Below are 20,965 nucleotides of genomic sequence, written 5' to 3'. Positions count from 1 at the left end.
TACAAATAAAAGAATAAAAGAGGTGGTGATTTGATGCTACCGATTAGTGTAAAACTAACAAATAAGAAATGCATCGTTGTCGGTGGTGGAAAAGTCGCCTACCGTCGTACAAAAACACTCCTTGAAGAAGGAGCACAAATTACAATTATTAGTCCGGAGTTGTTACCAGAGCTACGATTATTTGTAGAGCAAGGCAGAGTGAAATGGCTTGCCCGCACGTTTGATGATGGCGATTGTATGGGAGCCTTTTTAGTCATCGCCGCAACAAATCGCCGGGCTGTGAATGCACGTGTTGGAATGGATTGCCAAAGAAATCAGCTCATCAATATTGCAGATGATCCAGAAAATAGCAATTTTTATTTTCCCGCTATTGGGCGCAAAGGTGCTTTATCCATTGCGGTTTCCACTGAAGGAGCTAGTCCCGTTTTAGCAAAGACTATTCGCGATCAAGTGATGGAACAGTTTGACGACGGATTCGAACAATATATGATATTTGCGAAAGAAGCACGTGAACTGATTCTATCGTTAGGATTTACAGAGGAAAGAAAGCGGGAATTATTAAAAGAAATTGTCGATCAACAATATATTCATTTAGAGGCACAACAGCAATTTTTAGCGCATTTAAAAATACGGTTTGTACATTAAAGTCCAGCTACTATTCAATTCCCTAAGAAAGGGTGCATCTATCCTCCATGTTGATTTTAATAGAATGTAAAAAAGCTATCCGATATTGGTTTGACTTATTTACGAAAGTAGCAAAGCAAACTGTGGGAGATTGCTAACGATCAAAGTAGAGAAAGCTATCCTGAATAGGGATGGCTTTTTTCTATTTTGTATAAATATTTCCTGGTAATTTGAAACTATTTTCGGGAAATATGCGACTATAAGGAAAAGAGAGGTGAGGGTATGACAAAAGAGTTACAAGAGGCTATGCAAATGTATGGGGAATACTGCATGCGGGTTGCGTATTTATATGTGAAAGATTGGACAGCGGCAGAAGAAGTTGTGCCAGATGTATTTCTAGCATATTACCGCCAAAAAGATTGTTTCCGCCAAGCCTCTTCTTTAAAAACATATTTAGTCAAAATAACTGTACATAAAAGTCATGATTACCTTCGTAGCTGGCGTGCGAAAAAGAGACAGCTCATCGCACCGTTTCAGATGAAAACGAAAGAACAATCGATTGAGCAGCAAGCCATTAAGCAAGATGAGCGTCGTATTTTAGTTGATGCTTTACTCAAACTGCCAATGAAATATCGAGAAGTGTTAATTTTACATTATTATGATGACTATAGACTACGAGAAATTGCGGACATTTTAGGAGTTAGCGAAAATACAGTGAAAACGAGGGTTAGTAGAGGAAGAGAGAAGTTAAAGGACCTGTTGCAACAAGAACAATGGGAGGTGTTACTGCATGACTAAATGGAAGGAGCAAATTGACCGTGAACTTGGTACAGAGCAAAAATTTACACCTGCATTACAAGAGAAAATAGAAGGGAAGGTGGGAAGGAAGCGAAGTGTGGATTGGCAATATGGAGTGGTACTGCTCGGAATGGCAGCGGTATTAGTGCTCTTTTTCATTGTTGGACCAAGTCAATCGATAAAATGGGAGAACACTACATCGCTAGACCAATCGGATATATCAACTAAAGCATTTTATATTAGTATATTGCCAACAGGAGAAGAAAGATTTACTGCAAGGAATGGCTGGTATATAGGCATTAAACGTTATACGAGTGCACAAGATCAACAATTTATGCAGGAGATATTAAGTAAAGCAGAGCCTGGTGATGCGGCTATTCTTTCACACCATGATGGACAAGATTTATTGGTAGAACTAGTATCTGGCGAGCAATTATCGTTAAAATTTTATGATTTTTCCTCTTGGGTTGGATTTAAAAATGTGACAACAGGGGAGTTTTATATTTTAGAAGGTGAAGATGCCGCTACGTATTTAGCAGAGTATACACCAAAGTTTAATCTGGCATCGTTTTTAGTAGCGAACTGTATATTATTATTACTAAATGGACTTGCAGAGAAGTGGTTAAAAAAACGTTATCATATTAGCGGAAGAAATATAAGGTACGCCAATAAAAAGCATTATTGGGTGATGACAGCGGTTAGTGTATTGTTACCGGTAGGAATCATATTTTTTCTTCAAAACTTTATGCTGCATAAAGGGTTATTACTGTTAATCATTGCGGGAATATTGGTAATTTATTTAGTTTTTGTTCAAAAATATGAGGAGTTTGAAGTAGTAAAGAAGTTTTCATGGGTTCGAACGGGTATTGTAATAATAGTAGTTACTATTGGATTGTCTTATCTATAATAAAATACCTATTTTCCAAATCGATATTATTATGTAATATTGTATGTGTAAAAGGTATTTTTACGTAAATCAGATGGAAAGTTGGTATAGTTATGGCGCAAGCATCGCATTCAGTAACGGTTCCAGTAAGCGTAAACCAAGTTTGGGATTTTGTTAGTAAAATTGAGAAATGGGCAACACTCGTTCCGGCATACAAAGAGCATGAGCAAATCGATGAAAATAAATCTGTTTGGACGTTTGAAGGCAATATGAAAGGTCTGAAAAAGACAGTACAAATCGAATTAAATATTGTAGAATCTAGCGAACCAAACAATATTAAATTCGAATTTAAAGGCATTACAGAAAACTTCTCGGGTAGCGGTCAGTTCCAAGCAGAAGCACAAAGCGACGGTACGAAAATGACAGGTACAGTAGAAGCAACTGCTGGCGGTATTGCTGCAGTAGCATTAAACCCAATGATTAAAATGGTATTACCAAAAGTAACAACACGTTTAACAGAAAAAATTGCCCGCACACTTCAGAGCGTAGGGGTCAATTAAAAAAGTGTAGGGGGCAACGGATGAGGCTCCCTACAGTAAGAGTCCCTTGATATGCTACAATGTCAAGGGACTGCGTTATTTTACTTAGATCCAACCGTAGTTTCATCTCGCAATGCTCGTTTTAAAATCTTCCCTGACGTATTCCGTGGTAATGATGGGATGAACTCTACATACTTCGGCTTTTTATAAGAGGCTAAATGTTGTACGCAAAAATCAATTACCTCATCTTTTGTGAGCGTTTGATTTTCCTTTAATACAATAAAGGCCTTCACACTTTCACCCCATACTTCATCTGGTACACCTATGACAGCTGCTTCAAAAATAGCCTCATGACGGTATAAAACATTTTCGATTTCAGCTGGGTAAATATTTTCGCCTGCACTAATGATCATATCTTTTTTACGATCACGTATATAAATAAAGCCTTCTTCATCTGCTGATACTAAGTCCCCACTATGGAACCAACCACCCTTAAAAGTTGCCGTTGTTTCCTCTGGTTTTTTATAATATTCTTTCATAATTGTCGGCCCGCGGTACACAATTTCTCCAATTTCTCCGACTGGTACATCATTCATATTCTCATCGACAATGCGTACCTCTACATTCACAATAGGTTTGCCAAGAGCAGCTGTTTTACGCATTGAATCGGCTGGCTTCATGCAAATCGTAACTGGACTCGTTTCTGTTTGGCCAAATGCTTCATAAATACCTTGTACATTAAAATGTTTTATGATTTGCTCTTTCACTTTTAGTGGACAAGTTTCTGCTCCAGCAATACATGTGCGCACAGAGGATAAATCATAATCGCCGATGTTGGGCAAAGACGTCACAAAGTTCCACATTGCTGGCACTAAAAATAGGCATGTGATTTTTTCTTGCTGAACAGTTTGTAATACCGCATTTGGAACGAAATCTTTCTGAATAATGGCTGTTCCACGTGCTAAGCAACAAAAGATTAATGATGCAAGTGCAGCTACATGAAAAAGTGGGGCTACGATGAGCTGATTCGTATCCATATTTAACTCAAATTCTCGAATCAAATTTTGCGCATTCATTACAATATTTTTATGTGTGAGTACAGTCCCTTTTGGTTTTCCAGTTGTTCCAGATGTATACATAATCATACATGCATCATTATCACTCTGCTGCTCGAGAATATAATCATATGTTTCTTCAAACAAACTATTATATGACAGCATTCCTTCAACGGGCTGTTCAGAAGAGACTATAATTTTACGTACATTGGGTAATTCGTTGCGAATGGATTGAATAATATCTACATATTCTTGATCGATAAATAAAAGCTCTGTATCAGAATCATTAATAATATATAGTAATTCATCACTTGCTAATCGGAAATTCAATGGTACACCGACACCACCAGATAATGAAATGGCCCATAATATTTCGACAAACTCTGTAGAATTTTTAAATATATAACCTATTTTCTGATCTTTTTTAATGCCTTGCTGCTGCATCCATCCGGCTAACTGTAACGCCTTACGCTCTAATTGTGCATAAGTAAATTCCTGATTTTCAAACTTAAAACATACCTTGTCTGGCACAATATGCGCTGCACTTCTTAAAACGTTACCAAGTAGTAACTCTCTCGACATCTCTAAAGAATTTGTTGTCATAAACTCACTCCTTTGAATTGGCTACAACTATAAAACACACCTAAATACATAATATTCCGAAAATAAAAAATGTAAGGACTATACAAAGCACGAGTCAATTCAAGGACTACTCACATATTATTATCCACTAATTCATTTCTCTCTTTTAATATATACCTTTGTATTTTGCCACTAGCAGTTTTAGGTAATTCTTGTATAAACTCAATTTCCTTTGGATATTGGTGTTTTGATAACTTATTTTTCACAAATAAACTTAACTCATCTTTGAGCGATTCTTTCTCATCAGCTGGATTTATCAATTTTACATATGCTTTTACGATTTCGCCTTTTAAAGGATCGGGTTTTCCAATAACGGCCGCTTCTCCCACTAAAGGATGCTCTAATAGACACGCTTCGATTTCAACAGGGCCTATTCTATAACCCGCACTTGATATAACATCATCTGCACGACCTTTATACCAATAGTAGCCATCCTGATCTCTTATAGCTAAATCTCCCGTATAGAAATGGTTATTAATAATTTTTTCATTAAACTTCTCTTCGTTATTGTAATATCCTAAGCAGAAAAAAGGGATCTGCTTTGCATCTAATATAATTTCTCCAACTTCTCCATCTTTTACTTCTTCGCCCTCACTGTTTACAAGCTTGACCTCATATCCAGGTACTACACGTCCCATAGACCCTGGTTTAACAGGAACATCAAGACCATGATAATTAGCAATTATCATACCTGCTTCCGTTGAACCGTATAAATCACAAATCTTCGCGTTGAATTCTTGTTCAATAAACTCCACTAAATCTGTATTAAGCGTCTCACCAGCGCTACTAAATTTCTTTACTTTTAGATTGAATTTTTTTATTCTATCTACACCACTATTTAGCATCATACGAAACGCTGTAGGAGAATATAAGACATTAGTAACATTATATTCTTCCCATATGCGATATAAGTTTTCCGCATCAAAAGATCCTTTGTAGATAACGTTTGAAATACCCAAATTCAAAGGACCTAAAGTACAATTCATTAATCCGTGCGCCCACCCTAAATCCGGACCACCAAATACAATATCATCCTCACTTATGCCCATCCCATATTTAAATAATGAATATTCACTATATAATATTTTATGTGCCCACACTGCCCCTTTAGGTAGTCCTGTAGAGCCTGAAGTATATTGAATAACACATGGATCATTTTCACTTGTAGGCTCTGTTTCGTGAATCGATGAAAATGTATTTAAATAATCCCAAAAATTTAGACCCTTATCATTTACTTCATCTATCCTAATAATTTCAGTACTTAGCTCAAAATCTTTTATTTTATTATGCTGTTCGTTATTGGTCACTAAAAGTTTGCATTCAGCATCATTTATTCTGTGTAAAATAGCATCAGGACCAAACGCTGTAAATAAAGGAACATATACAGCACCTATTTTCCAAGTAGCTAAGATGGTGATAATTAGTTCCATATCCTTGCCAAGTAATCCACTTACTTTATCACCCTTTTTTATACCTTTGTACTTTAGCAAATTAGCCATCCGATTCGATGTTTCTCTTAAACGACTATATGTCCATGCATCTCTATTTCCATTTTCATCATGCCAATAAATTGCTATTCTATTAGGGTCATCCGCCCATTTATCACAGCATTCGTGTGCCAAGTTGAATTTTTCTTTTGGATTCCAACCGTATTGTTCGAATACCTCTGTCCAAGAAAAGTCATGATAATACTGGTTATAGTTCATTTGTACACGCTCCTTATCTAGGTTATTTGATTAAATAGAAACATCACCGTCGGGCAAAAAATGTACATATCTACTAAACTACTCGTTCAATGATTGTTGCATTTGCCATGCCTGCACCTTCACAAATAGCTTGCAGCCCGTAACGTCCACCCGTTCTTTCTAATTCGTGCATCATTGAAATCATAATACGTGCCCCTGTTGCACCTAACGGATGACCTAAGGCAATGGCGCCTCCATTCGGGTTTAATTTATTCGGATCAGCATTTAAATCCTTTAACCACGCTAATGCTACAGGTGCAAATGCTTCATTCACTTCGTAAATATCCATCTCATCTAATGTTAACCCTGCTTTTTTTAATACTTTGCGTGTTGCCTCGATTGGGCCAGTTAACATAAGCGTAGGATCGGAACCAATAACGGTTCTAGCAATAATTTTAAATCTCGGTTTAACACCAAGTTCTTCTGCTTTTTCCTTTGACATAAGCAATAGTACTGCTGCACCATCGCTCATTTGACTGGAATTACCAGCATGAATTTTTCCGTCCTCTTGGAAGGCCGGTTTTAAATTGGCTAACGCTTCTAATGTGGTTTCTTTTCTTGGTCCTTCATCATCCCTCACGATTACGGTTGTACCATCATCTAATGTTACTTCTAAAGGCATTATTTCTTCAGTAAAGAAACCTTGCTCCCTAGCATGTAGCGCTCTAAGGTGACTTTCCATGGCGAATTTGTCCAGGTCCTCACGAGAGAATCCCCATTGTTCTGCAATACGCTCGGCAGAAATTCCTTGGTGAATAATTTCATATTTGGACGTCAATTCCTTACTCCAGCCAGTCTCTTTTCTTGTTGAACCGAATGGAACACGTGACATACTCTCCACGCCACCTGCAATGACTACATCCATATCTCCACACATGATAGCTTGTGTAGCAAAATGTATAGCTTGTTGTCCTGAGCCACATTGACGATCTATTGTTGTACCTGGTACTTCAATTGGTAAATCTGCGATAAGCGCAGCTGAACGTGCAATATTAATACCTTGTTCTTCAACTTGATGTACACAGCCTAAAATGACGTCCTCTACTTCTGCAGGATTTATATTAGCTTTCTTCACTAGCTCTTTTATTGTTTTTGCTACCATTTCATCGGGTCTTATAGATGCTAAAGCACCTTTTCTTTTACCTACAGCCGTTCTCACAGCTTCTACAATATAAACTTCTCTCATTTTATTTCCTCCATTCTGACTAATTATTGAAAGTTGGTTCTCTTTTCAATCTTCTATATAATCATTTGTTGAAAATTAACTGGTTTTACAGCACGTGTCGCTATTATCGTGATGCACGCAATGCATTGATAATTTGGTCATTATGCTCTCCTAATTTTGGGGCACTTGTACGAATCGAACCCGGTGTTCGGGATAGTTTAATAGGGATACCGATTTGTTTTACACTACCGTTATCATGCGCGATATCTATAATCATATCTCGCACTTTAATTTGTGGATTTTCCACGACTTCATCAAAAGTTAAAATAGGGGAGACACAAGTTCCTACATGTTGAAATGTTTGCATCCATTCTTCCAACGTTTTTTCAAACAGAATCTCTTGAATACGTAAACGCATTTTTTGTTGTATATCACTTGGTGCATTCAATTGCTCAATAAAAGTCTCTTCGCCAATAACCTGACAAAATGGTCGCCAAAACTTCATTTCAAGTGCTCCAACAGACAAATGGCGGTCGTCTTTTGTGCGATATACATCGTAGCATGCTAGACCACCACTTAAATAAGGCTGGCCACGCTTCGGTACGTCATTGCTTACTAAATATTCTGCTAATGTTGTTTGTAACAACGAAACCGATCCATCTAACATAGAGATATCAACAAATTGTCCTTTTCCTGAAACAGTTCGTTCAAATAGTGCTAATAAAATGCCATTAATCGCTTGTTGTGCACCACCTGCGATATCAGCTATTTGAATGGAGGATAAAATCGGTTTTCTTGTTTCTTCTCCTTGTAATTCCATAATTCCGGCATAACTTAAATAGTTCACATCATGTCCAGGCATATCCATGTATGGTCCTGTTTGTCCAAAACCTGTAATCGCACAATAAATAAGTTTTTCGTTAATTGTATTTAATACTTCATAGCTTAAGCCAAGTCGTTCCATTACGCCTGGTCGAAATGATTCTAATACAACATCAGCTGTTTTCACTAACTCTTTGAAGATTTGCTTACCATATTCACTTTTTAAATCGAGTGTAATACTACGTTTATTACGATTTAGCGAATGAAACATTGCACCACCCGCATCATCTAGTTTTTCGTTTTCCCAACGCATATAATCACCTAGTTCAGGCTCCTCGATTTTAATGACATCCGCACCAAAATCCGCCAATACTTGTGTACAATAAGGACCAGGTAATAATCTGCTTAAATCCAGTATTTTAATATGATCTAATGGTAATGACATCTCATTCACCTTCCTGTTTTATAGAATGAGTTTCTTCTATATAAATAAACAAATAGGGGGCTTTAATAAAACATTAATTAGAATTCAAAATGTAGGTAGCCTTCTTTATAAAAGTTCTTATAATACTAACTAGTATCGAAGGTTAGAATTATTGTTAGTTACAGGCCCATTTTTTTTGCAATAATGTGTTTCATCACTTCATTTGTTCCTGCGTAAATAGATGTAACAGCTGTATCCCGGAAACGTCTTGCAATTTCATATTCTTCCATATAACCGTAACCACCATGTAATTGCATGCATTCTACCGAAATACGTTTGGCTAAATCACTAATCCACCATTTTGCCATTGATACTTCTGTTACAATGTCTTCTTTGTTCATATGTTTCATTACTAAATTATCTACAAAGTTTCGACCAATTGAAATTTCTGTTGCAATTTCAGCTAATTTAAATTGTGTATTTTGAAATGCAGATATCGGGTTGCCAAAAGCTGTCCGTTTTTTCGTATAGTTCATTGTAATCTCTAACATGATTTCAGCAGATTTAATTGCTGAAATAGCAACCACTAAGCGCTCTTGTTGCAAGTTTTTCATCAAATAATAGAAACCATGATTTTCTTCACCGAGTAATTGATCTGCCGATACTCGTACATCTTCAAAAATGAGCTCACACGTATCATTTGAGTGCTGTCCAACTTTATCTAGTTTCTTTCCTTTTGTGAAACCAGGTGTGCCTGCTTCTATAACGAATAAGCTAATTCCTTTGTATCCAGGCTCTGCTTTTAGATTTGTTTTGCATGCAACAATGACTAAATCTGCTGAGTAACCATTCGTAATAAATGTCTTTTCTCCGTTAATAACATATTCGTCCCCATCCTTAATGGCTGTTGTCCGGATGTTTGCTAAATCAGATCCAGCTCCTGGCTCGGTCATAGCAATGGCTGTAATATATTCGCCACTCACACAACCTGGAATCCAACGTCTTTTCTGTTCTTCTGTTCCAAAATCATAAATGTACGGAGCCGCAATATCATTATGCAAGCCAATGCCAACCATCCCTGTGCCAATACTTTCTAATTCTTCGTGGACGATAATAGAATAAAGAAAATCTGCATTTACTCCACCGTATTCTTCATCTGCCCAAGGGCATAAAAAACCTTGCTCCCCAAGCTTCTTCCAAAAACTTTTTGGGATGCTTTGCTCAGCTTCCCATTGTTGGAAATTAGGCGTAGCCTCTTTTGCTAAAAACTTTCGAAGCGACTCGCGGAAAATTTCATGTTCACTTTTCATTTTTAATGCAATCATTCGACATACCTCCGTATTTAAAATAATCTAGGGACTCAATTTTGTTTGGCTGTGTTATTTGTTAGAAAAACTAGGCTTTCGTTTTTCTAAAAATGCTTGTATGCCTTCTTTCGCATCTTCTGTTGCAAATATATCAGCAAATAAATTGGCTTCTAACTCCAATCCTTCTGCTAACGGCAAATTCACTCCATCATTAACACTTTGTTTAATACGACTAAGTGCCTCTAATGAAAAACTAGCCATTTTTGTTGCTAGTTTCATAGTTGCTTTTAGTCCCTCGCCGTCTGGTACAACTTGATTCACTAAACCAAGTCTTAATGCCTCATCCGCTAAAATGGGATCGCCAACAAACATTAGTTCTTTCGCTTTTGCTGTGCCTATTAAGCGTGATAATCGCTGTGTACCTCCACCACCAGGAAACAAACCTAGTTTTACTTCTGGTAAGCCAATTTGTGTGCGCTCTTCAGCAATGCGAATATCACAAGCAAGCGCTAACTCGCAGCCACCGCCAAAAGTATAGCCATTTAAAAAGGCAATCGTCGGTTTTGGTATATTGGAAATGTACGTTATTACTGCATTTGTTTTTAAATTGGTAGTTATAATTTCCTCACGTGTCTTAGTAATTAGCTCAGGAAATTCTTTAATATCGGCGCCAGCCATAAATGCCTTTTCTCCAGCCCCTGTTAAAATAATGACATTGACTTGTTCGTTATTAACCAGTTCTGTAAACACCTTTTCAAGTTCTGCTACTACCTGATTACTCAGCACATTCATGGGCGGATTATCAATTGTTACTACTGCCACACTATTTTCGTGCGTATAGTGAATGAGTTGTGTCATTTGCCTACCTCCTTTTATTTTGGTTGCATACGAATTGAACCATCTAAACGAATTGTTTCGCCATTTAAATATGAGTTTTCTATAATACTTGTTACTAAATGTGCATACTCATCAGGATGACCAAGACGTGATGGAAACGGCACTTGAGCCTCTAATGCTTTTTTTGCTTCGTCGGATAAAGAATCAAATAAAGGTGTTTCCATTAAGCCTGGCGCAATCGTATTTACACGAATGCCTTGTTTTGCAAATTCCCGTGCAATCGGTAAGGTCATACCAACAATTCCACCTTTTGATGCACTATACGCTGCCTGTCCAATTTGCCCATCGAATGCTGCTACAGAAGCGGTGTTGATTATGACACCTCGCTCACCTTTTGCATCGGGCTCATTTGTAAACATTTTTTCTGCTGCTAATCGGATCACATTAAATGTACCAATGAGATTTACTTCAATCGTTTTTACGAAATGCGCAAGATTTTGCGCACCCTCTCGTCCAATAACACGTTGTGGTTGTCCAATGCCAGCACAATTTACAACAATATCAATCTTGCCAAACTTTTCGATGGCCTTATTTATAACATTTTGTACTTCTTCCTCGTTCACAACATTCGTTTTGACAAACAACACATTGTCTGCACCAAGCCTTTCAACTACTGCATGACTACGTTCCTCTTGTAAATCTAAAATAACAGCTTTTCCTCCATTTTCTACAACGCGTATTATGGTCGCTTCACCTAAACCAGAGCCTCCACCTGTTACTAAAGCCACTTTATTACGTAATTCCATTTCATACCTCTCCTTTTATTTTAAAATTTTTAATAAATCCTTTTGATAATGACTAATAATTTCCTCTTTTGATAGACGTCCATTAGGCTGATACCACTGTTGAATCCAATTTAGTGCGCCTAAAATAAGCATCGTGAGTAAATATGGATCTGCCTGTCTGAACTCTTTCTCTTCAATGCCCTTTAAAATGAGATTATTAAATAGTGAAGAATATTGCTTTCTTAATTCGATGACTTCATCTAGCTGTTCTTGCGAAAAAACATTTTTAGGTTCAAATATCATATTAAAGGTCTCTTTTTCCTCGATGGCAAAATTGATATGCATGGCTACCATTTGAAAAAACTTCTCTTCTACACTTAGTGGTTGTACCAACAGTTCTTCAATATCGGCAATTGCTTGATTTAATACAAGGCTATGACATTGGTACAGCAGATCTTCTTTATTACGGAAATAATAATAAAGGGAAGCTTTTGTCATTAATAACTCCGCCGCAATCTCTTCCATCGTTGCACCTTCATACCCACGTCGATTAACAATTTTTACAGCGGATAAAATAATTTGCTTTTTTTTCTCTAAACTCCTTTTCTCGCTAAGCTTAATGCTGCTTCCTCCTCTCACGGAGAATTAATACCTATTTACTGACGAAATCAAAAATATCTATTTTTAACTTTCTCTCACCCATAAATGTGAATTTCTCTAAACTCTAAAAAAAATCATGTAAGTATTCATCAACAGTAATAGGTAGTAACTCACCGGTAAAAATTTGAACCTTAGGTTAATTATTAAAGGCATTAAATATAATTGTCAATTTATTTTTCTGAATATTCTAATACGTAAATCTAAAATGAGCTTTTTTTACTTTTTTGAGATAGAATAATTCTTTTAGATGATTTTTGATACATTAAGCAGAAACTTGTGTCGTTTTGTTTTCGGATGGAATTTCAAGGGTAATTTACTTTTTTGGAATAAAGAAAAATTTTTATCGTTCTTCAACAGAAGACTCCCACTTCAAGGAATGAGAAGGGGGGCCAATGAGTAAGTGGGAGATGAATGTCGGTTGGCGATTGCCAAAAATTGCATCATTATGGTAAGATTAGAACAAATGTTCTTATATTGGGGTGAAAAGTAATGTTCGTCCATAAAGCATACAAATTCCGCATCTATCCAAACAAGGCACAAACCATACTGATGGCGAAAACAATCGGTTGTTCCCGTTTTGTATTCAATCACTTTTTGGCACAATGGCAGGATGCTTACAAAGAGACGGGCAAAGGGTTGACTTATAACACTTGTTCTGCTCAATTAACCCAACTAAAGAAAGCGTTCGTTTGGTTAAAAGAAGTGGACAGCATTGCGCTGCAGTCATCACTGAAAAATCTTGCGGATGCCTATACGCGATTCTTTCAGAAACAAAATAACGCACCACGTTTTAAGTCTAAAAATAATCAGGTACAATCGTACACAACGAAGCATACGAACGGAAATATTGCCATTGTAGGCAATCGCATCAAGTTACCTAAACTAGGTCTTGTTCGCTTTGCTAAAAGTCGTGAAGTGAAAGGACGTATTCTTCATGCCACGATTAGACGTAACCCAAGTGGCAAATACTTTGTGTCCATCTTGGTTGAAACAGAAGTACACGAGTTTCCTAAGACAGGTTCTGCTGTTGGTGTTGATATGGGCTTGAAGAACTTTGCGATTCTTTCTAACGGAACAGCCTACGAAAACCCGAAATGGTTTCGTAAACTGGAGGAAAAATTAGCGAGAGCACAACGGATTCTTTCAAGACGACGAGAGCTAGCAGGCAAACGTACATGTCCATTAGAAGAAGCGAAGAATTATCAAAAACAAAAACGAAAAGGAGCACGTCTCCATGAGAAAATCATAAACGCAAGAACCGATTACTTGCATAAGATTTCAACTGATCTTGTCAAAAGCCACGACATTATTGGGATGGAAGGTTTGCAAGTATCCAATTTGTTGAAAAACCACAAATTAGCGAAAGCGATTAGTGAAGTATCTTGGTCACGATTTAGGCTGATGCTTGCATATAAAGCAACATGGTATGGCAAGCAAATCGTTGTGGTGTCAAAAACATTCGCTAGTTCTCAACTTTGTTCGTGTTGCGGTGAACAAAATAAAGACGTGAAACAGCTGAATGTCCGTGAATGGGATTGCCCAACCTGTGGGACACATCATGATCGAGATATGAACGCAGGGCAAAATCTTAAAAATGAAGCAATCAGACTTCTAACCGTAGGGACTACGGGGATAGCCTAATCCAAACTTTCGGTTACGAAAGTGTTCTTAGGAATCTCCTACTTCTAAGCGTAGCGAAAGTGGGAGTAGTTCAAGAAATGAAAGTCTTCTTCGTTAAAATTTACTTCATATCCTTTTGACATTAACGTTTGCACCTATCCGGAATAATCTGGAAATGAAATTTCTTGATATAACTCAAGGGGATTTTTAGGCGTAAAGGAATAGACATAATACATTATCCCACTAACTATTAAGACTCTGAATTAAAAAAAAGTACCCCAATCCAAAGTTGCAGCGATAAAATTATTATTATCCATATTATTTACAATATAGTAAAATATTATTCTTTTATTTAAGAGAATGAATTAAGCTGTAAGAGTGTAAAAAACACTAGATAGGAGAGCGTAAATGAAGGTTTTGGTTATGCGGTATGTTAGTTTATTAATTTTAATTGCGACATTCATTATCTATACATTTTTAACGAAAGAATCGATTACGGCCGCTTTTTTTGGTTGTGCCGCCATTTTGACATTGTATTTCACCACACCACTTATGAAGAAAGTGCGGGGCATTAGTTATGTATTAATTTCACTGATTCTTTTTAGCGGGGTATTTGTTTCACTTGATATTTTATACATATTACCACTTATCGCTTTTTTTATGATAGAAGGGAGCTTTTCTCTCCCGTTTAAATCATACGTTATATTTATTGGTTTCATTATTGCGGTGAGCATATGCTTCACTATCGGTCAGTGGATGCCGCTATATAGTTTGTTCTTTGTCGTTATATTAGCTGTTTGTTCGTTACTACTACATTACTATATTAAAATTTCTAATGAAAAAAATATCTTATATGAGGAGTTACTTGGGCAATATCGTTCCTTAAAGCGTTTATCAGTTGAGCAGGAGCAGCTTGTTCGTGCACAGGAGCGGACAAAAATTGCGCGGGATATGCATGATTCAGTAGGACATAATTTAACGGCTTTACTTATGCAAATTGAGATGATGTCTATCCAAAACTCTCTGGATTTACTAGATGAGGTGAAAGAACTTGCTAAAAAAAGTCTTGATGAAACACGCTATGCGGTACGACAGCTAAAATCGACTGAAACGTATGGCATTGAATCCGTTCTGCAATTAATTCGTAAGTTAGAGATAGAAAGTCGTTTGCATATTCGTTTTACTATTGAAAAGGGCGTACTGTCCTTAGCTATTTCCAATAACCAGAGCGTTGTGCTATATCGCATTTTACAGGAATGTTTAACGAATGCAATGAAATATAGTGAGTCGAAGGAGGTTGATATTATTTTAGGCCGGGATTCCTTGCAACAAATATGCTTTACTGTAAAAAATAAAGTGAGCACACCTACACCGATCGTGCATGGCTTTGGGTTAAAAAATATGACGGAGAGAATAGAGGAAATTGGTGGACGCTTGCAAGTTTATAAAACAGAGCAGCAATTTATCGTAGAAGGTTCTTTTCCGCTAAAGGAGAGCAAGTAAATGGCATATCACATTTTATTAGTAGAAGACCAACTGATTGTGCGAAATGGTTTAAAAATGATTATTGAGCAAGATGAATCGCTGTACATTGTAGCTGAGGCTAGCAATGGGAAGGAAGCGTTGGAGCTGCTCGAAAAAGTGCATGTTGATCTTGTGTTAATGGATATCCGCATGCCTGAGATGAACGGTATAGAGGCAACAAAGCATATCCGAAAGCGTTTCCCGCATATGAAAATACTTATTTTAACAACATTTGATGATGAGGAATATGCGTATCAAACATTAAAAGACGGGGCAAGTGGCTTTTTATTAAAATCGGATGAGCCAACAAAACTGATTGCAAGCATACACAGTGTTTTAATAGGTGGGATGGTCATTCAAGAAGATGTTGCCGCTAAGCTGATGCCGAAATTATTACATCAATCGATTACGCCAATGCAAACAGAGCAGTCTGTATCTTTTACAGAACGTGAATTAGACATTATTAAACTTGTTGGAGAGGGAAGAACAAATAAGGAAATTGCCGCTACGCTATATTTGTCAGTTGGTACAGTAAAAAATTATATTACAAATATTTTAACCGAGCTGGAGTTGAGGGACCGTACGCAGCTGGCGATTTATGCTGTACGTAATGGTTTTGTGTAAAAAGTGACTGAGGTCATATGAGGAAATGACGCTAGCTAGTCGTCGCAATATGTGTAGATTGCTAAAGTAGTACATAAGAGGAGGTTATTGCGATGATAGAAGTTGTGAATTTGACGAAAACATTTAAAAAGGTGAATGCTGTCGACCATTTAAATTTGCATATCGAGCCAGGGGAAATCGTCGGTTTACTCGGACCTAATGGTGCTGGAAAATCAACGACGATTGCCATTATGTCCACCCTTATTCAACCGACAAAAGGGGATGTTTTATTACAGCATAAAAGTGTGCTAAAAAATCCAAGTGCACTCAGAAAAGCATTAGGTGTTGTGCCTCAAGAAATTGCATTATATCAGGAGTTAACAGCTCGAGAAAATTTAGAATTTTTCGGCAGTATTTATAAAATTCCAAAGAAAAAATTAATCGAGCGTATCGATACGGTATTAAAGCAAATTGGGCTTGAACATGAAGTGAAGAAGTTGGTCAAACATTATTCCGGTGGGATGAAGCGACGCCTAAATATTGGGGTTGCACTACTACATGAGCCAGAATATTTAATTATGGACGAACCGACAGTCGGGATTGATCCACAATCAAGAAACCATATATTAGAAACGGTGAAGAAGCTCAACAAAGAGGCAAATACAGCGATTATTTATACAAGCCACTACATGGAAGAAGTAGAGTACCTATGTGATCGGATTTATATTATGGATAAAGGGCGCATCATTGCAGCAGGGACAAAAGATGAAATTAAGGCGATTTTATCGTCTGAAAAAACGATTGTATTAAAGCTAGAAAAGCATTCCAATGACTTTGCCACAGCTTTAATGGAACAAGGCGTTTTATCCAATGTGCATGTCAAGGAATCTCATATTTCATTTACTGTGGCAAAAAATACAGACTTTCTACCAATTCTTTTACCGTTATGTGAAAAATACGGTATCGTGTTAAAAAGCTTTCACGTAGAAGAGCCAACCCTGGAGGATGTGTTTTTACATTTAACCGGTCGTGCATTAAGGAATTAGGAGGGGAAATCATGTTTTTAGCGCTAATTCGTAAACAGTTAAAAGTATTATGGCGTAACCCTCAAGAGCTCCTACTTCTTCTATTGTTACCTATCATATTAATTAATATTATTGGTTTTGCATTAGGCTCTTTAATGGGGCAGGATAGTGAAGCGATTCAGATTGACGTGGCACTACTACAGCAGGATGATGAACAGCAAGGGCTTCAAGCGTTTGTAGAGACGATGGCGTTAGATGAGCAGACAGAAGAGCGCTTGGTGCATATGCTTCCGGTTTCGATGCTTGTAGATCAAGTGTTTGAAAATGCGGAAATGCAGGGGCTGTTGACTGTAACGAATCTTAAACCAAGTGAACTTGAAGCTGCTCGTAGTGAAGGGGATTATAGTGCCATTATTGAAGTGCCTAAAGGATTTACCGAGGCATTTTATATGTCTATTTTTGCTGGCGGAGAAAGACCGGCCCTTCAAGTATACTTGAATGATGATAAGGAAATTACAGCATCCGTTATACAGAGAGTCTTAGATTCGTATCAATATCAGTATTCACTGATGACTCAATTGGCGTCAAATGGCTACTTATCGGAGGAGACAGCATTGCCAGAAATAGAGATCGCGTCTTCTATTTCAACGGTGAATGAGCAAGAGCCAATTTCAACGAGTGCGTATTATACATTTAGTATGAGTGTCATGTTTATTTTATATATGGCTGGGACCATTGCGAGTCAAGCTTATTTGGAAAAGCAGATGCACATTTTTGACCGTATTTTATTGGCGAATATGCAGCCTGCGATTTACTTAGTCGCGATTTGTATGTCGACCATTATTTTATCGATGCTTCAAATAGGTATTTTATTTGTCGTAGCTCACTTTATGTTTGATATTTCATTTATGAATGCACCTATGTATTTAGTTGTAACATTTATGCTAGCACTTGTAGTCGGTACTATCGCGGCATTACTTTCAGCGCTGAACTATCGTATTAATTCTGCAGGCGCTTCGAATGCTTTTAGTACGACATTTGTTGCCATTTTAGCTTTGTTAGGTGGGAGCTTTTTTAGCTTTGATAGCTTTGCGCCCACGCTTGCGGCGATTGGCAATTGGACACCGAACGGAGCAGCCCTTCAAAGTTACTTAGCGCTGCAGCAAGGTGGCACTTTTGAACAAATTGCCTCTTATATGGGCATCTTAGGTATATTAGCGATACTTTGTTTTGTAGCTGCCTTTGTATTGTTTCCGAGAAGAGGTGGGGTCGTATGATGGATATTTTAAAAACAAAATTTTTATTGTTAAAAAGAAAGCCAGGCGAGTTTATTGTCATTACTGTCATCATTTGTGTTTTTGCTTATATTATGGGGGTTGGCCAACAAGCAAAGCAACTGATTGCGGTTCATTCGGCGCTAGATGAAAAGCAAACAGAACAGGTGTTAAATGAACTAGGGAAATTATCGAACTATGAATTTAATGTTTATGAACAAGATGAAGCGAAAGCTTTTGTAGAAGAAGGTAAAGGAGATGTTGCTGTTTTTCTACAGGGCGATCGTTATGATTTACTCGTGTCCACTGATTTTATGAATGCAACATTGTTTCAAAATGAGCTCGAGACAATTTATCAGAATATCGTGCAACAGTTTGCAATTGTGAATGCTTACCCAGAGGAAATGCAAAAAGAGGTAGCAACTGCTATATCACAAGCAAAAGTAGAACCGAGTTTTGCTATTCAGTATAACAATTTTGGAAATGATAAAGGCTTTGAATGGGATCCTAAGCTTCATAGTTTATTTGGCTTTGCGTTGTTTATGGTTATTTATACGGTAGCGAGTGGTGTGAATCATCTTGTGATGGAGCGAAGAAACGGTGTGTGGAATCGATTAACGGTTGCAAGTATTCAGAAGTGGGAAGTGTATATAGCGAATTTAACGTATACATTTTTACTCGGTTATTTGCAGATTGTCATTGTATTATGCATCTTTCATTTTGGCGTGGGTGTTGATTTTTATGGAGGGTTTGCACAAAGCTTAATTGCAGTCATTCCATACTTGCTGTGTATAATCGCCATTACCATTTTTGTTGCTTCTATTGCGACTACACCAGGTCATTTTAATGCTGTTATGACAGTGATTGCGATTCCATTTGCTATGCTTGGTGGTGCTTACTGGCCGTTAGAAATTGTTTCATCCAAAATGATTTTAGCGTTATCGTATATATCACCGATTACGTACGGGTTGGAAATGTTAAAGGGTGTTACAATTGGTGCTAGTACTTTCGTCGAGCTACTTCAACCGTTAAGTCTATTATTATTTATGACGGTCGTATTTATGGGTGTAGGTATTAATGTGCTGGAGAAAAAGAGTAGTTAAATAAAGAAGTGAGCGTTTTATTGCGCTCACTTCTTTTTAGATGATAGATTCGCGGGTAAATGTTAAAAAATCGCGGGTAAATTTTGAACCTTTCAATCCCTTACCTAGCAGCTTGCCCCGGCACTCATGCCAGCGATACGACCTGTAACAAGGGCGGATGTAATATTATAGCCGCCTGTGTAGCCGTGGATATCTAAAATTTCGCCGCAGAAGTATAGGCCTTGTTTCATTTTTGAAGCCATTGTTTTCGGTTCGATTTCTTTCACGGAAACCCCACCACCTGTCACGAATGCTTTTTCAAGGGATTGTGTGCCGTGTACATCCAGCGTAAAGCTAACTAATTCGCGAGCGAATGCGCGGATTTTCTCTTGTGAGAGCTCAACACCTGTTAAAGACGCATCAATACTAGCACGTGCTAATAAAAACAGTAACCAGCGTTCAGGGACTAACGATTTCCATAAGTTTTTGACCGCTTTTTTCGGCTCCTCTTTAATTGTTTTATTGAGCATTTGCAAGCATGTCTCCTCGTTGTAATCGACAAGTGATTGGATGCGGATTTGTACTGGCGCTCCACCATTTTTTTTACGCTCTTTCACAACAAATTGACTGCAGCGTAAAATAGCAGGGCCGCTTAAGCCAAAATGCGTGAACAACATGTCCATTTTGTGTGTAACGATGGGCTTACCTTTTTTATTGAGGACAGATACTGCAACATCACGCAGTGCGAGTCCTTGTAGTTCACGTGATTGAATAAATGGTTCTTTGGACGTGATTGGTACTTCTGTTGGGTATAATTCTGTTACAGTGTGACCTGCACGCTCTGCCCATGGATAGCCATCACCCGTAGAGCCTGTTTGTGGTACGGCCTTTCCACCAACTGCAACAACGACCGCTTTTGCACGTAGCTCTGTTCCATCAGTGAGGCGAACACCGTAAATTTTTTCATCATCCATAAGTAGTTTATTAACCGAAGTATTTAAGCGAACTTCAACTTTTAATCGTTTCATTTCATTTATTAATGCATTTACAACATCTTGTGCACTGTTTGAGACGGGGAACATACGCCCGTGATCTTCTTCTTTTAATTTCACACCTAGTCCTTCGAAAAATTCAATAATATTTTCATTATTATAAATCGTAAAAGGACTATATAAAAAACGACCATTCCCTGGAATATGTTTGACAATTTCTTCTACTGATAAGCGACTTGTGACGTTACAGCGACCGCCACCTGAAATGGCCAGTTTTTTCCCGACTTTCGCTCCTTTTTCTAGTAGTACGACTTTTTTATGTTGTTCAGCGGCTGCAATTGCGGCCATTAAGCCGGATGGACCCCCACCGACTACAATTACGTCTATCATAGTAATGACTCACTTTCTTTTTCGATTTGCGTACCCACTATTATACACGAATTAGAGAAATGAATTGAGTAAATCCGTTTTGCCATGTAAACTAACAAATAGATTGTTTTTTTTTTAGGCATCCTATTGCACTATTTTGACGTGAATGGTGTTTTTCTAACATGCG

Annotated in this window: 19 protein-coding genes; 10 read left to right on the top strand and 9 right to left on the bottom strand. The window is 37.6% G+C overall.

The genetic code is table 11. The annotated features are described in order from the left end of the window. Nucleotides 1-33 precede the first annotated feature (33 nt). The 4 genes from ACQQ2I_RS14935 to ACQQ2I_RS14920 all read left to right on the top strand — a co-directional run bounded on the left by ACQQ2I_RS14935 (nucleotide 34) and on the right by ACQQ2I_RS14920 (nucleotide 2,868). Nucleotides 34-645, top strand: a complete 612-nt coding sequence (locus ACQQ2I_RS14935; RefSeq protein ID WP_431027589.1) for an NAD(P)-binding protein — start codon at nucleotides 34-36, stop codon at nucleotides 643-645. A gap of 261 nt (nucleotides 646-906) precedes the next feature. Then, nucleotides 907-1,422, top strand: coding sequence for a sigma-70 family RNA polymerase sigma factor (locus tag ACQQ2I_RS14930; protein ID WP_431027588.1), 516 nt, complete (start codon nucleotides 907-909; stop codon nucleotides 1,420-1,422). Continuing rightward, nucleotides 1,415-2,329 carry a hypothetical protein gene (locus ACQQ2I_RS14925; RefSeq protein ID WP_431027587.1) on the top strand — a complete coding sequence of 305 codons (915 nt, stop codon included), beginning with the start codon at nucleotides 1,415-1,417 and terminating at the stop codon, nucleotides 2,327-2,329. Before ACQQ2I_RS14930 ends, ACQQ2I_RS14925 begins: the two co-directional genes overlap by 8 nt. 92 nt (nucleotides 2,330-2,421) lie before the next feature. Further along, complete coding sequence (locus ACQQ2I_RS14920) at nucleotides 2,422-2,868, top strand: CoxG family protein (protein WP_431027586.1); 447 nt, start codon at nucleotides 2,422-2,424, stop codon at nucleotides 2,866-2,868. Nucleotides 2,869-2,948: 80 nt separating this feature from the next. Here the strand turns inward: ACQQ2I_RS14920 and ACQQ2I_RS14915 are convergent, their stop codons facing one another. The 8 genes from ACQQ2I_RS14915 to ACQQ2I_RS14880 all read right to left on the bottom strand — a co-directional run bounded on the left by ACQQ2I_RS14915 (nucleotide 2,949) and on the right by ACQQ2I_RS14880 (nucleotide 12,268). After that, the gene (locus tag ACQQ2I_RS14915) at nucleotides 2,949-4,505 is read right to left on the bottom strand and encodes a class I adenylate-forming enzyme family protein (protein WP_431027585.1); all 1,557 of its coding nucleotides are present in this window, start codon (nucleotides 4,503-4,505) and stop codon (nucleotides 2,949-2,951) included. Nucleotides 4,506-4,615: 110 nt separating this feature from the next. Beyond that, nucleotides 4,616-6,250 (bottom strand): acyl-CoA synthetase, encoded by a 1,635-nt coding sequence (locus ACQQ2I_RS14910; protein ID WP_431027584.1) that lies wholly within the window; start codon nucleotides 6,248-6,250, stop codon nucleotides 4,616-4,618. A 73-nt stretch (nucleotides 6,251-6,323) separates the two neighbouring features. After that, complete coding sequence (locus ACQQ2I_RS14905) at nucleotides 6,324-7,475, bottom strand: thiolase family protein (protein WP_431027582.1); 1,152 nt, start codon at nucleotides 7,473-7,475, stop codon at nucleotides 6,324-6,326. A 103-nt stretch (nucleotides 7,476-7,578) separates the two neighbouring features. Then, nucleotides 7,579-8,721 (bottom strand): CaiB/BaiF CoA transferase family protein, encoded by a 1,143-nt coding sequence (locus ACQQ2I_RS14900; RefSeq protein ID WP_431027581.1) that lies wholly within the window; start codon nucleotides 8,719-8,721, stop codon nucleotides 7,579-7,581. 158 nt (nucleotides 8,722-8,879) lie between these two features. Continuing rightward, nucleotides 8,880-10,025 carry an acyl-CoA dehydrogenase family protein gene (locus tag ACQQ2I_RS14895; RefSeq protein ID WP_431027580.1) on the bottom strand — a complete coding sequence of 382 codons (1,146 nt, stop codon included), beginning with the start codon at nucleotides 10,023-10,025 and terminating at the stop codon, nucleotides 8,880-8,882. 54 nt (nucleotides 10,026-10,079) lie between these two features. Then, complete coding sequence (locus tag ACQQ2I_RS14890; protein ID WP_431027579.1) at nucleotides 10,080-10,865, bottom strand: enoyl-CoA hydratase/isomerase family protein; 786 nt, start codon at nucleotides 10,863-10,865, stop codon at nucleotides 10,080-10,082. Between the two features lie 14 nt (nucleotides 10,866-10,879). Next, entirely contained in the window at nucleotides 10,880-11,650 is a 771-nt protein-coding gene (locus ACQQ2I_RS14885; RefSeq protein WP_431027578.1) for a 3-hydroxyacyl-CoA dehydrogenase, read from the bottom strand. Between the two features lie 15 nt (nucleotides 11,651-11,665). Then, nucleotides 11,666-12,268 (bottom strand): TetR/AcrR family transcriptional regulator, encoded by a 603-nt coding sequence (locus ACQQ2I_RS14880; protein ID WP_431027577.1) that lies wholly within the window; start codon nucleotides 12,266-12,268, stop codon nucleotides 11,666-11,668. A 510-nt stretch (nucleotides 12,269-12,778) separates the two neighbouring features. Between ACQQ2I_RS14880 and tnpB the strand changes: the two genes are divergently transcribed. The 6 genes from tnpB (at nucleotide 12,779) to ACQQ2I_RS14850 (ending at nucleotide 19,438) form a co-directional block, all read left to right on the top strand. Next, nucleotides 12,779-13,930 carry an IS200/IS605 family element RNA-guided endonuclease TnpB gene (tnpB, locus tag ACQQ2I_RS14875; RefSeq protein WP_431027576.1) on the top strand — a complete coding sequence of 384 codons (1,152 nt, stop codon included), beginning with the start codon at nucleotides 12,779-12,781 and terminating at the stop codon, nucleotides 13,928-13,930. A 387-nt stretch (nucleotides 13,931-14,317) separates the two neighbouring features. Then, nucleotides 14,318-15,412 carry a sensor histidine kinase gene (locus tag ACQQ2I_RS14870; RefSeq protein ID WP_431027575.1) on the top strand — a complete coding sequence of 365 codons (1,095 nt, stop codon included), beginning with the start codon at nucleotides 14,318-14,320 and terminating at the stop codon, nucleotides 15,410-15,412. Then, nucleotides 15,413-16,057, top strand: a complete 645-nt coding sequence (locus ACQQ2I_RS14865; protein ID WP_431027574.1) for a response regulator transcription factor — start codon at nucleotides 15,413-15,415, stop codon at nucleotides 16,055-16,057. Nucleotides 16,058-16,149: 92 nt separating this feature from the next. After that, nucleotides 16,150-17,082, top strand: coding sequence for an ATP-binding cassette domain-containing protein (locus ACQQ2I_RS14860; protein ID WP_431027573.1), 933 nt, complete (start codon nucleotides 16,150-16,152; stop codon nucleotides 17,080-17,082). An 11-nt stretch (nucleotides 17,083-17,093) separates the two neighbouring features. Beyond that, entirely contained in the window at nucleotides 17,094-18,338 is a 1,245-nt protein-coding gene (locus ACQQ2I_RS14855) for an ABC transporter permease (RefSeq protein ID WP_431027572.1), read from the top strand. Further along, a complete protein-coding gene (locus ACQQ2I_RS14850) occupies nucleotides 18,335-19,438 on the top strand; it encodes an ABC transporter permease (protein ID WP_431027571.1) in 1,104 nt (367 codons plus the stop codon). The genes ACQQ2I_RS14855 and ACQQ2I_RS14850 overlap by 4 nt, the downstream gene beginning before the upstream one ends. Before the next feature lie 104 nt (nucleotides 19,439-19,542). Here ACQQ2I_RS14850 and ACQQ2I_RS14845 read toward each other — a convergent pair whose 3' ends face one another. After that, nucleotides 19,543-20,799: an NAD(P)/FAD-dependent oxidoreductase gene (locus ACQQ2I_RS14845; protein ID WP_431027570.1), complete on the bottom strand. Its 1,257-nt coding sequence runs from the start codon at nucleotides 20,797-20,799 to the stop codon at nucleotides 19,543-19,545. Nucleotides 20,800-20,965 lie beyond the last annotated feature (166 nt).

Source organism: Lysinibacillus sp. LZ02, from assembly GCF_050613145.1.
Taxonomy (GTDB): Bacteria; Bacillota; Bacilli; order Bacillales_A; family Planococcaceae; genus Lysinibacillus_B.
Note: the sequence above shows the minus strand (reverse complement) of the source record. Positions and strands in the feature narration are given on the sequence as shown.

Excerpts from the sequence above, each read along its gene's own strand:
- ACQQ2I_RS14915 (WP_431027585.1), bottom strand. The coding sequence starts at position 4,505 with ATGACAACAAATTCTTTAGAGATGTCGAGAGAGTTACTACTTGGTAAC.
- ACQQ2I_RS14900 (WP_431027581.1), bottom strand. The coding sequence starts at position 8,721 with ATGTCATTACCATTAGATCATATTAAAATACTGGATTTAAGCAGATTA.
- tnpB (WP_431027576.1), top strand. The coding sequence starts at position 12,779 with ATGTTCGTCCATAAAGCATACAAATTCCGCATCTATCCAAACAAGGCA.
- ACQQ2I_RS14890 (WP_431027579.1), bottom strand. The coding sequence starts at position 10,865 with ATGACACAACTCATTCACTATACGCACGAAAATAGTGTGGCAGTAGTA.
- ACQQ2I_RS14865 (WP_431027574.1), top strand. The coding sequence starts at position 15,413 with ATGGCATATCACATTTTATTAGTAGAAGACCAACTGATTGTGCGAAAT.
- ACQQ2I_RS14905 (WP_431027582.1), bottom strand. The coding sequence starts at position 7,475 with ATGAGAGAAGTTTATATTGTAGAAGCTGTGAGAACGGCTGTAGGTAAA.
- ACQQ2I_RS14935 (WP_431027589.1), top strand. The coding sequence starts at position 34 with ATGCTACCGATTAGTGTAAAACTAACAAATAAGAAATGCATCGTTGTC.
- ACQQ2I_RS14920 (WP_431027586.1), top strand. The coding sequence starts at position 2,422 with ATGGCGCAAGCATCGCATTCAGTAACGGTTCCAGTAAGCGTAAACCAA.
- ACQQ2I_RS14885 (WP_431027578.1), bottom strand. The coding sequence starts at position 11,650 with ATGGAATTACGTAATAAAGTGGCTTTAGTAACAGGTGGAGGCTCTGGT.
- ACQQ2I_RS14860 (WP_431027573.1), top strand. The coding sequence starts at position 16,150 with ATGATAGAAGTTGTGAATTTGACGAAAACATTTAAAAAGGTGAATGCT.
- ACQQ2I_RS14870 (WP_431027575.1), top strand. The coding sequence starts at position 14,318 with ATGAAGGTTTTGGTTATGCGGTATGTTAGTTTATTAATTTTAATTGCG.
- ACQQ2I_RS14910 (WP_431027584.1), bottom strand. The coding sequence starts at position 6,250 with ATGAACTATAACCAGTATTATCATGACTTTTCTTGGACAGAGGTATTC.
- ACQQ2I_RS14895 (WP_431027580.1), bottom strand. The coding sequence starts at position 10,025 with ATGATTGCATTAAAAATGAAAAGTGAACATGAAATTTTCCGCGAGTCG.
- ACQQ2I_RS14850 (WP_431027571.1), top strand. The coding sequence starts at position 18,335 with ATGATGGATATTTTAAAAACAAAATTTTTATTGTTAAAAAGAAAGCCA.
- ACQQ2I_RS14925 (WP_431027587.1), top strand. The coding sequence starts at position 1,415 with ATGACTAAATGGAAGGAGCAAATTGACCGTGAACTTGGTACAGAGCAA.
- ACQQ2I_RS14855 (WP_431027572.1), top strand. The coding sequence starts at position 17,094 with ATGTTTTTAGCGCTAATTCGTAAACAGTTAAAAGTATTATGGCGTAAC.
- ACQQ2I_RS14845 (WP_431027570.1), bottom strand. The coding sequence starts at position 20,799 with ATGATAGACGTAATTGTAGTCGGTGGGGGTCCATCCGGCTTAATGGCC.
- ACQQ2I_RS14930 (WP_431027588.1), top strand. The coding sequence starts at position 907 with ATGACAAAAGAGTTACAAGAGGCTATGCAAATGTATGGGGAATACTGC.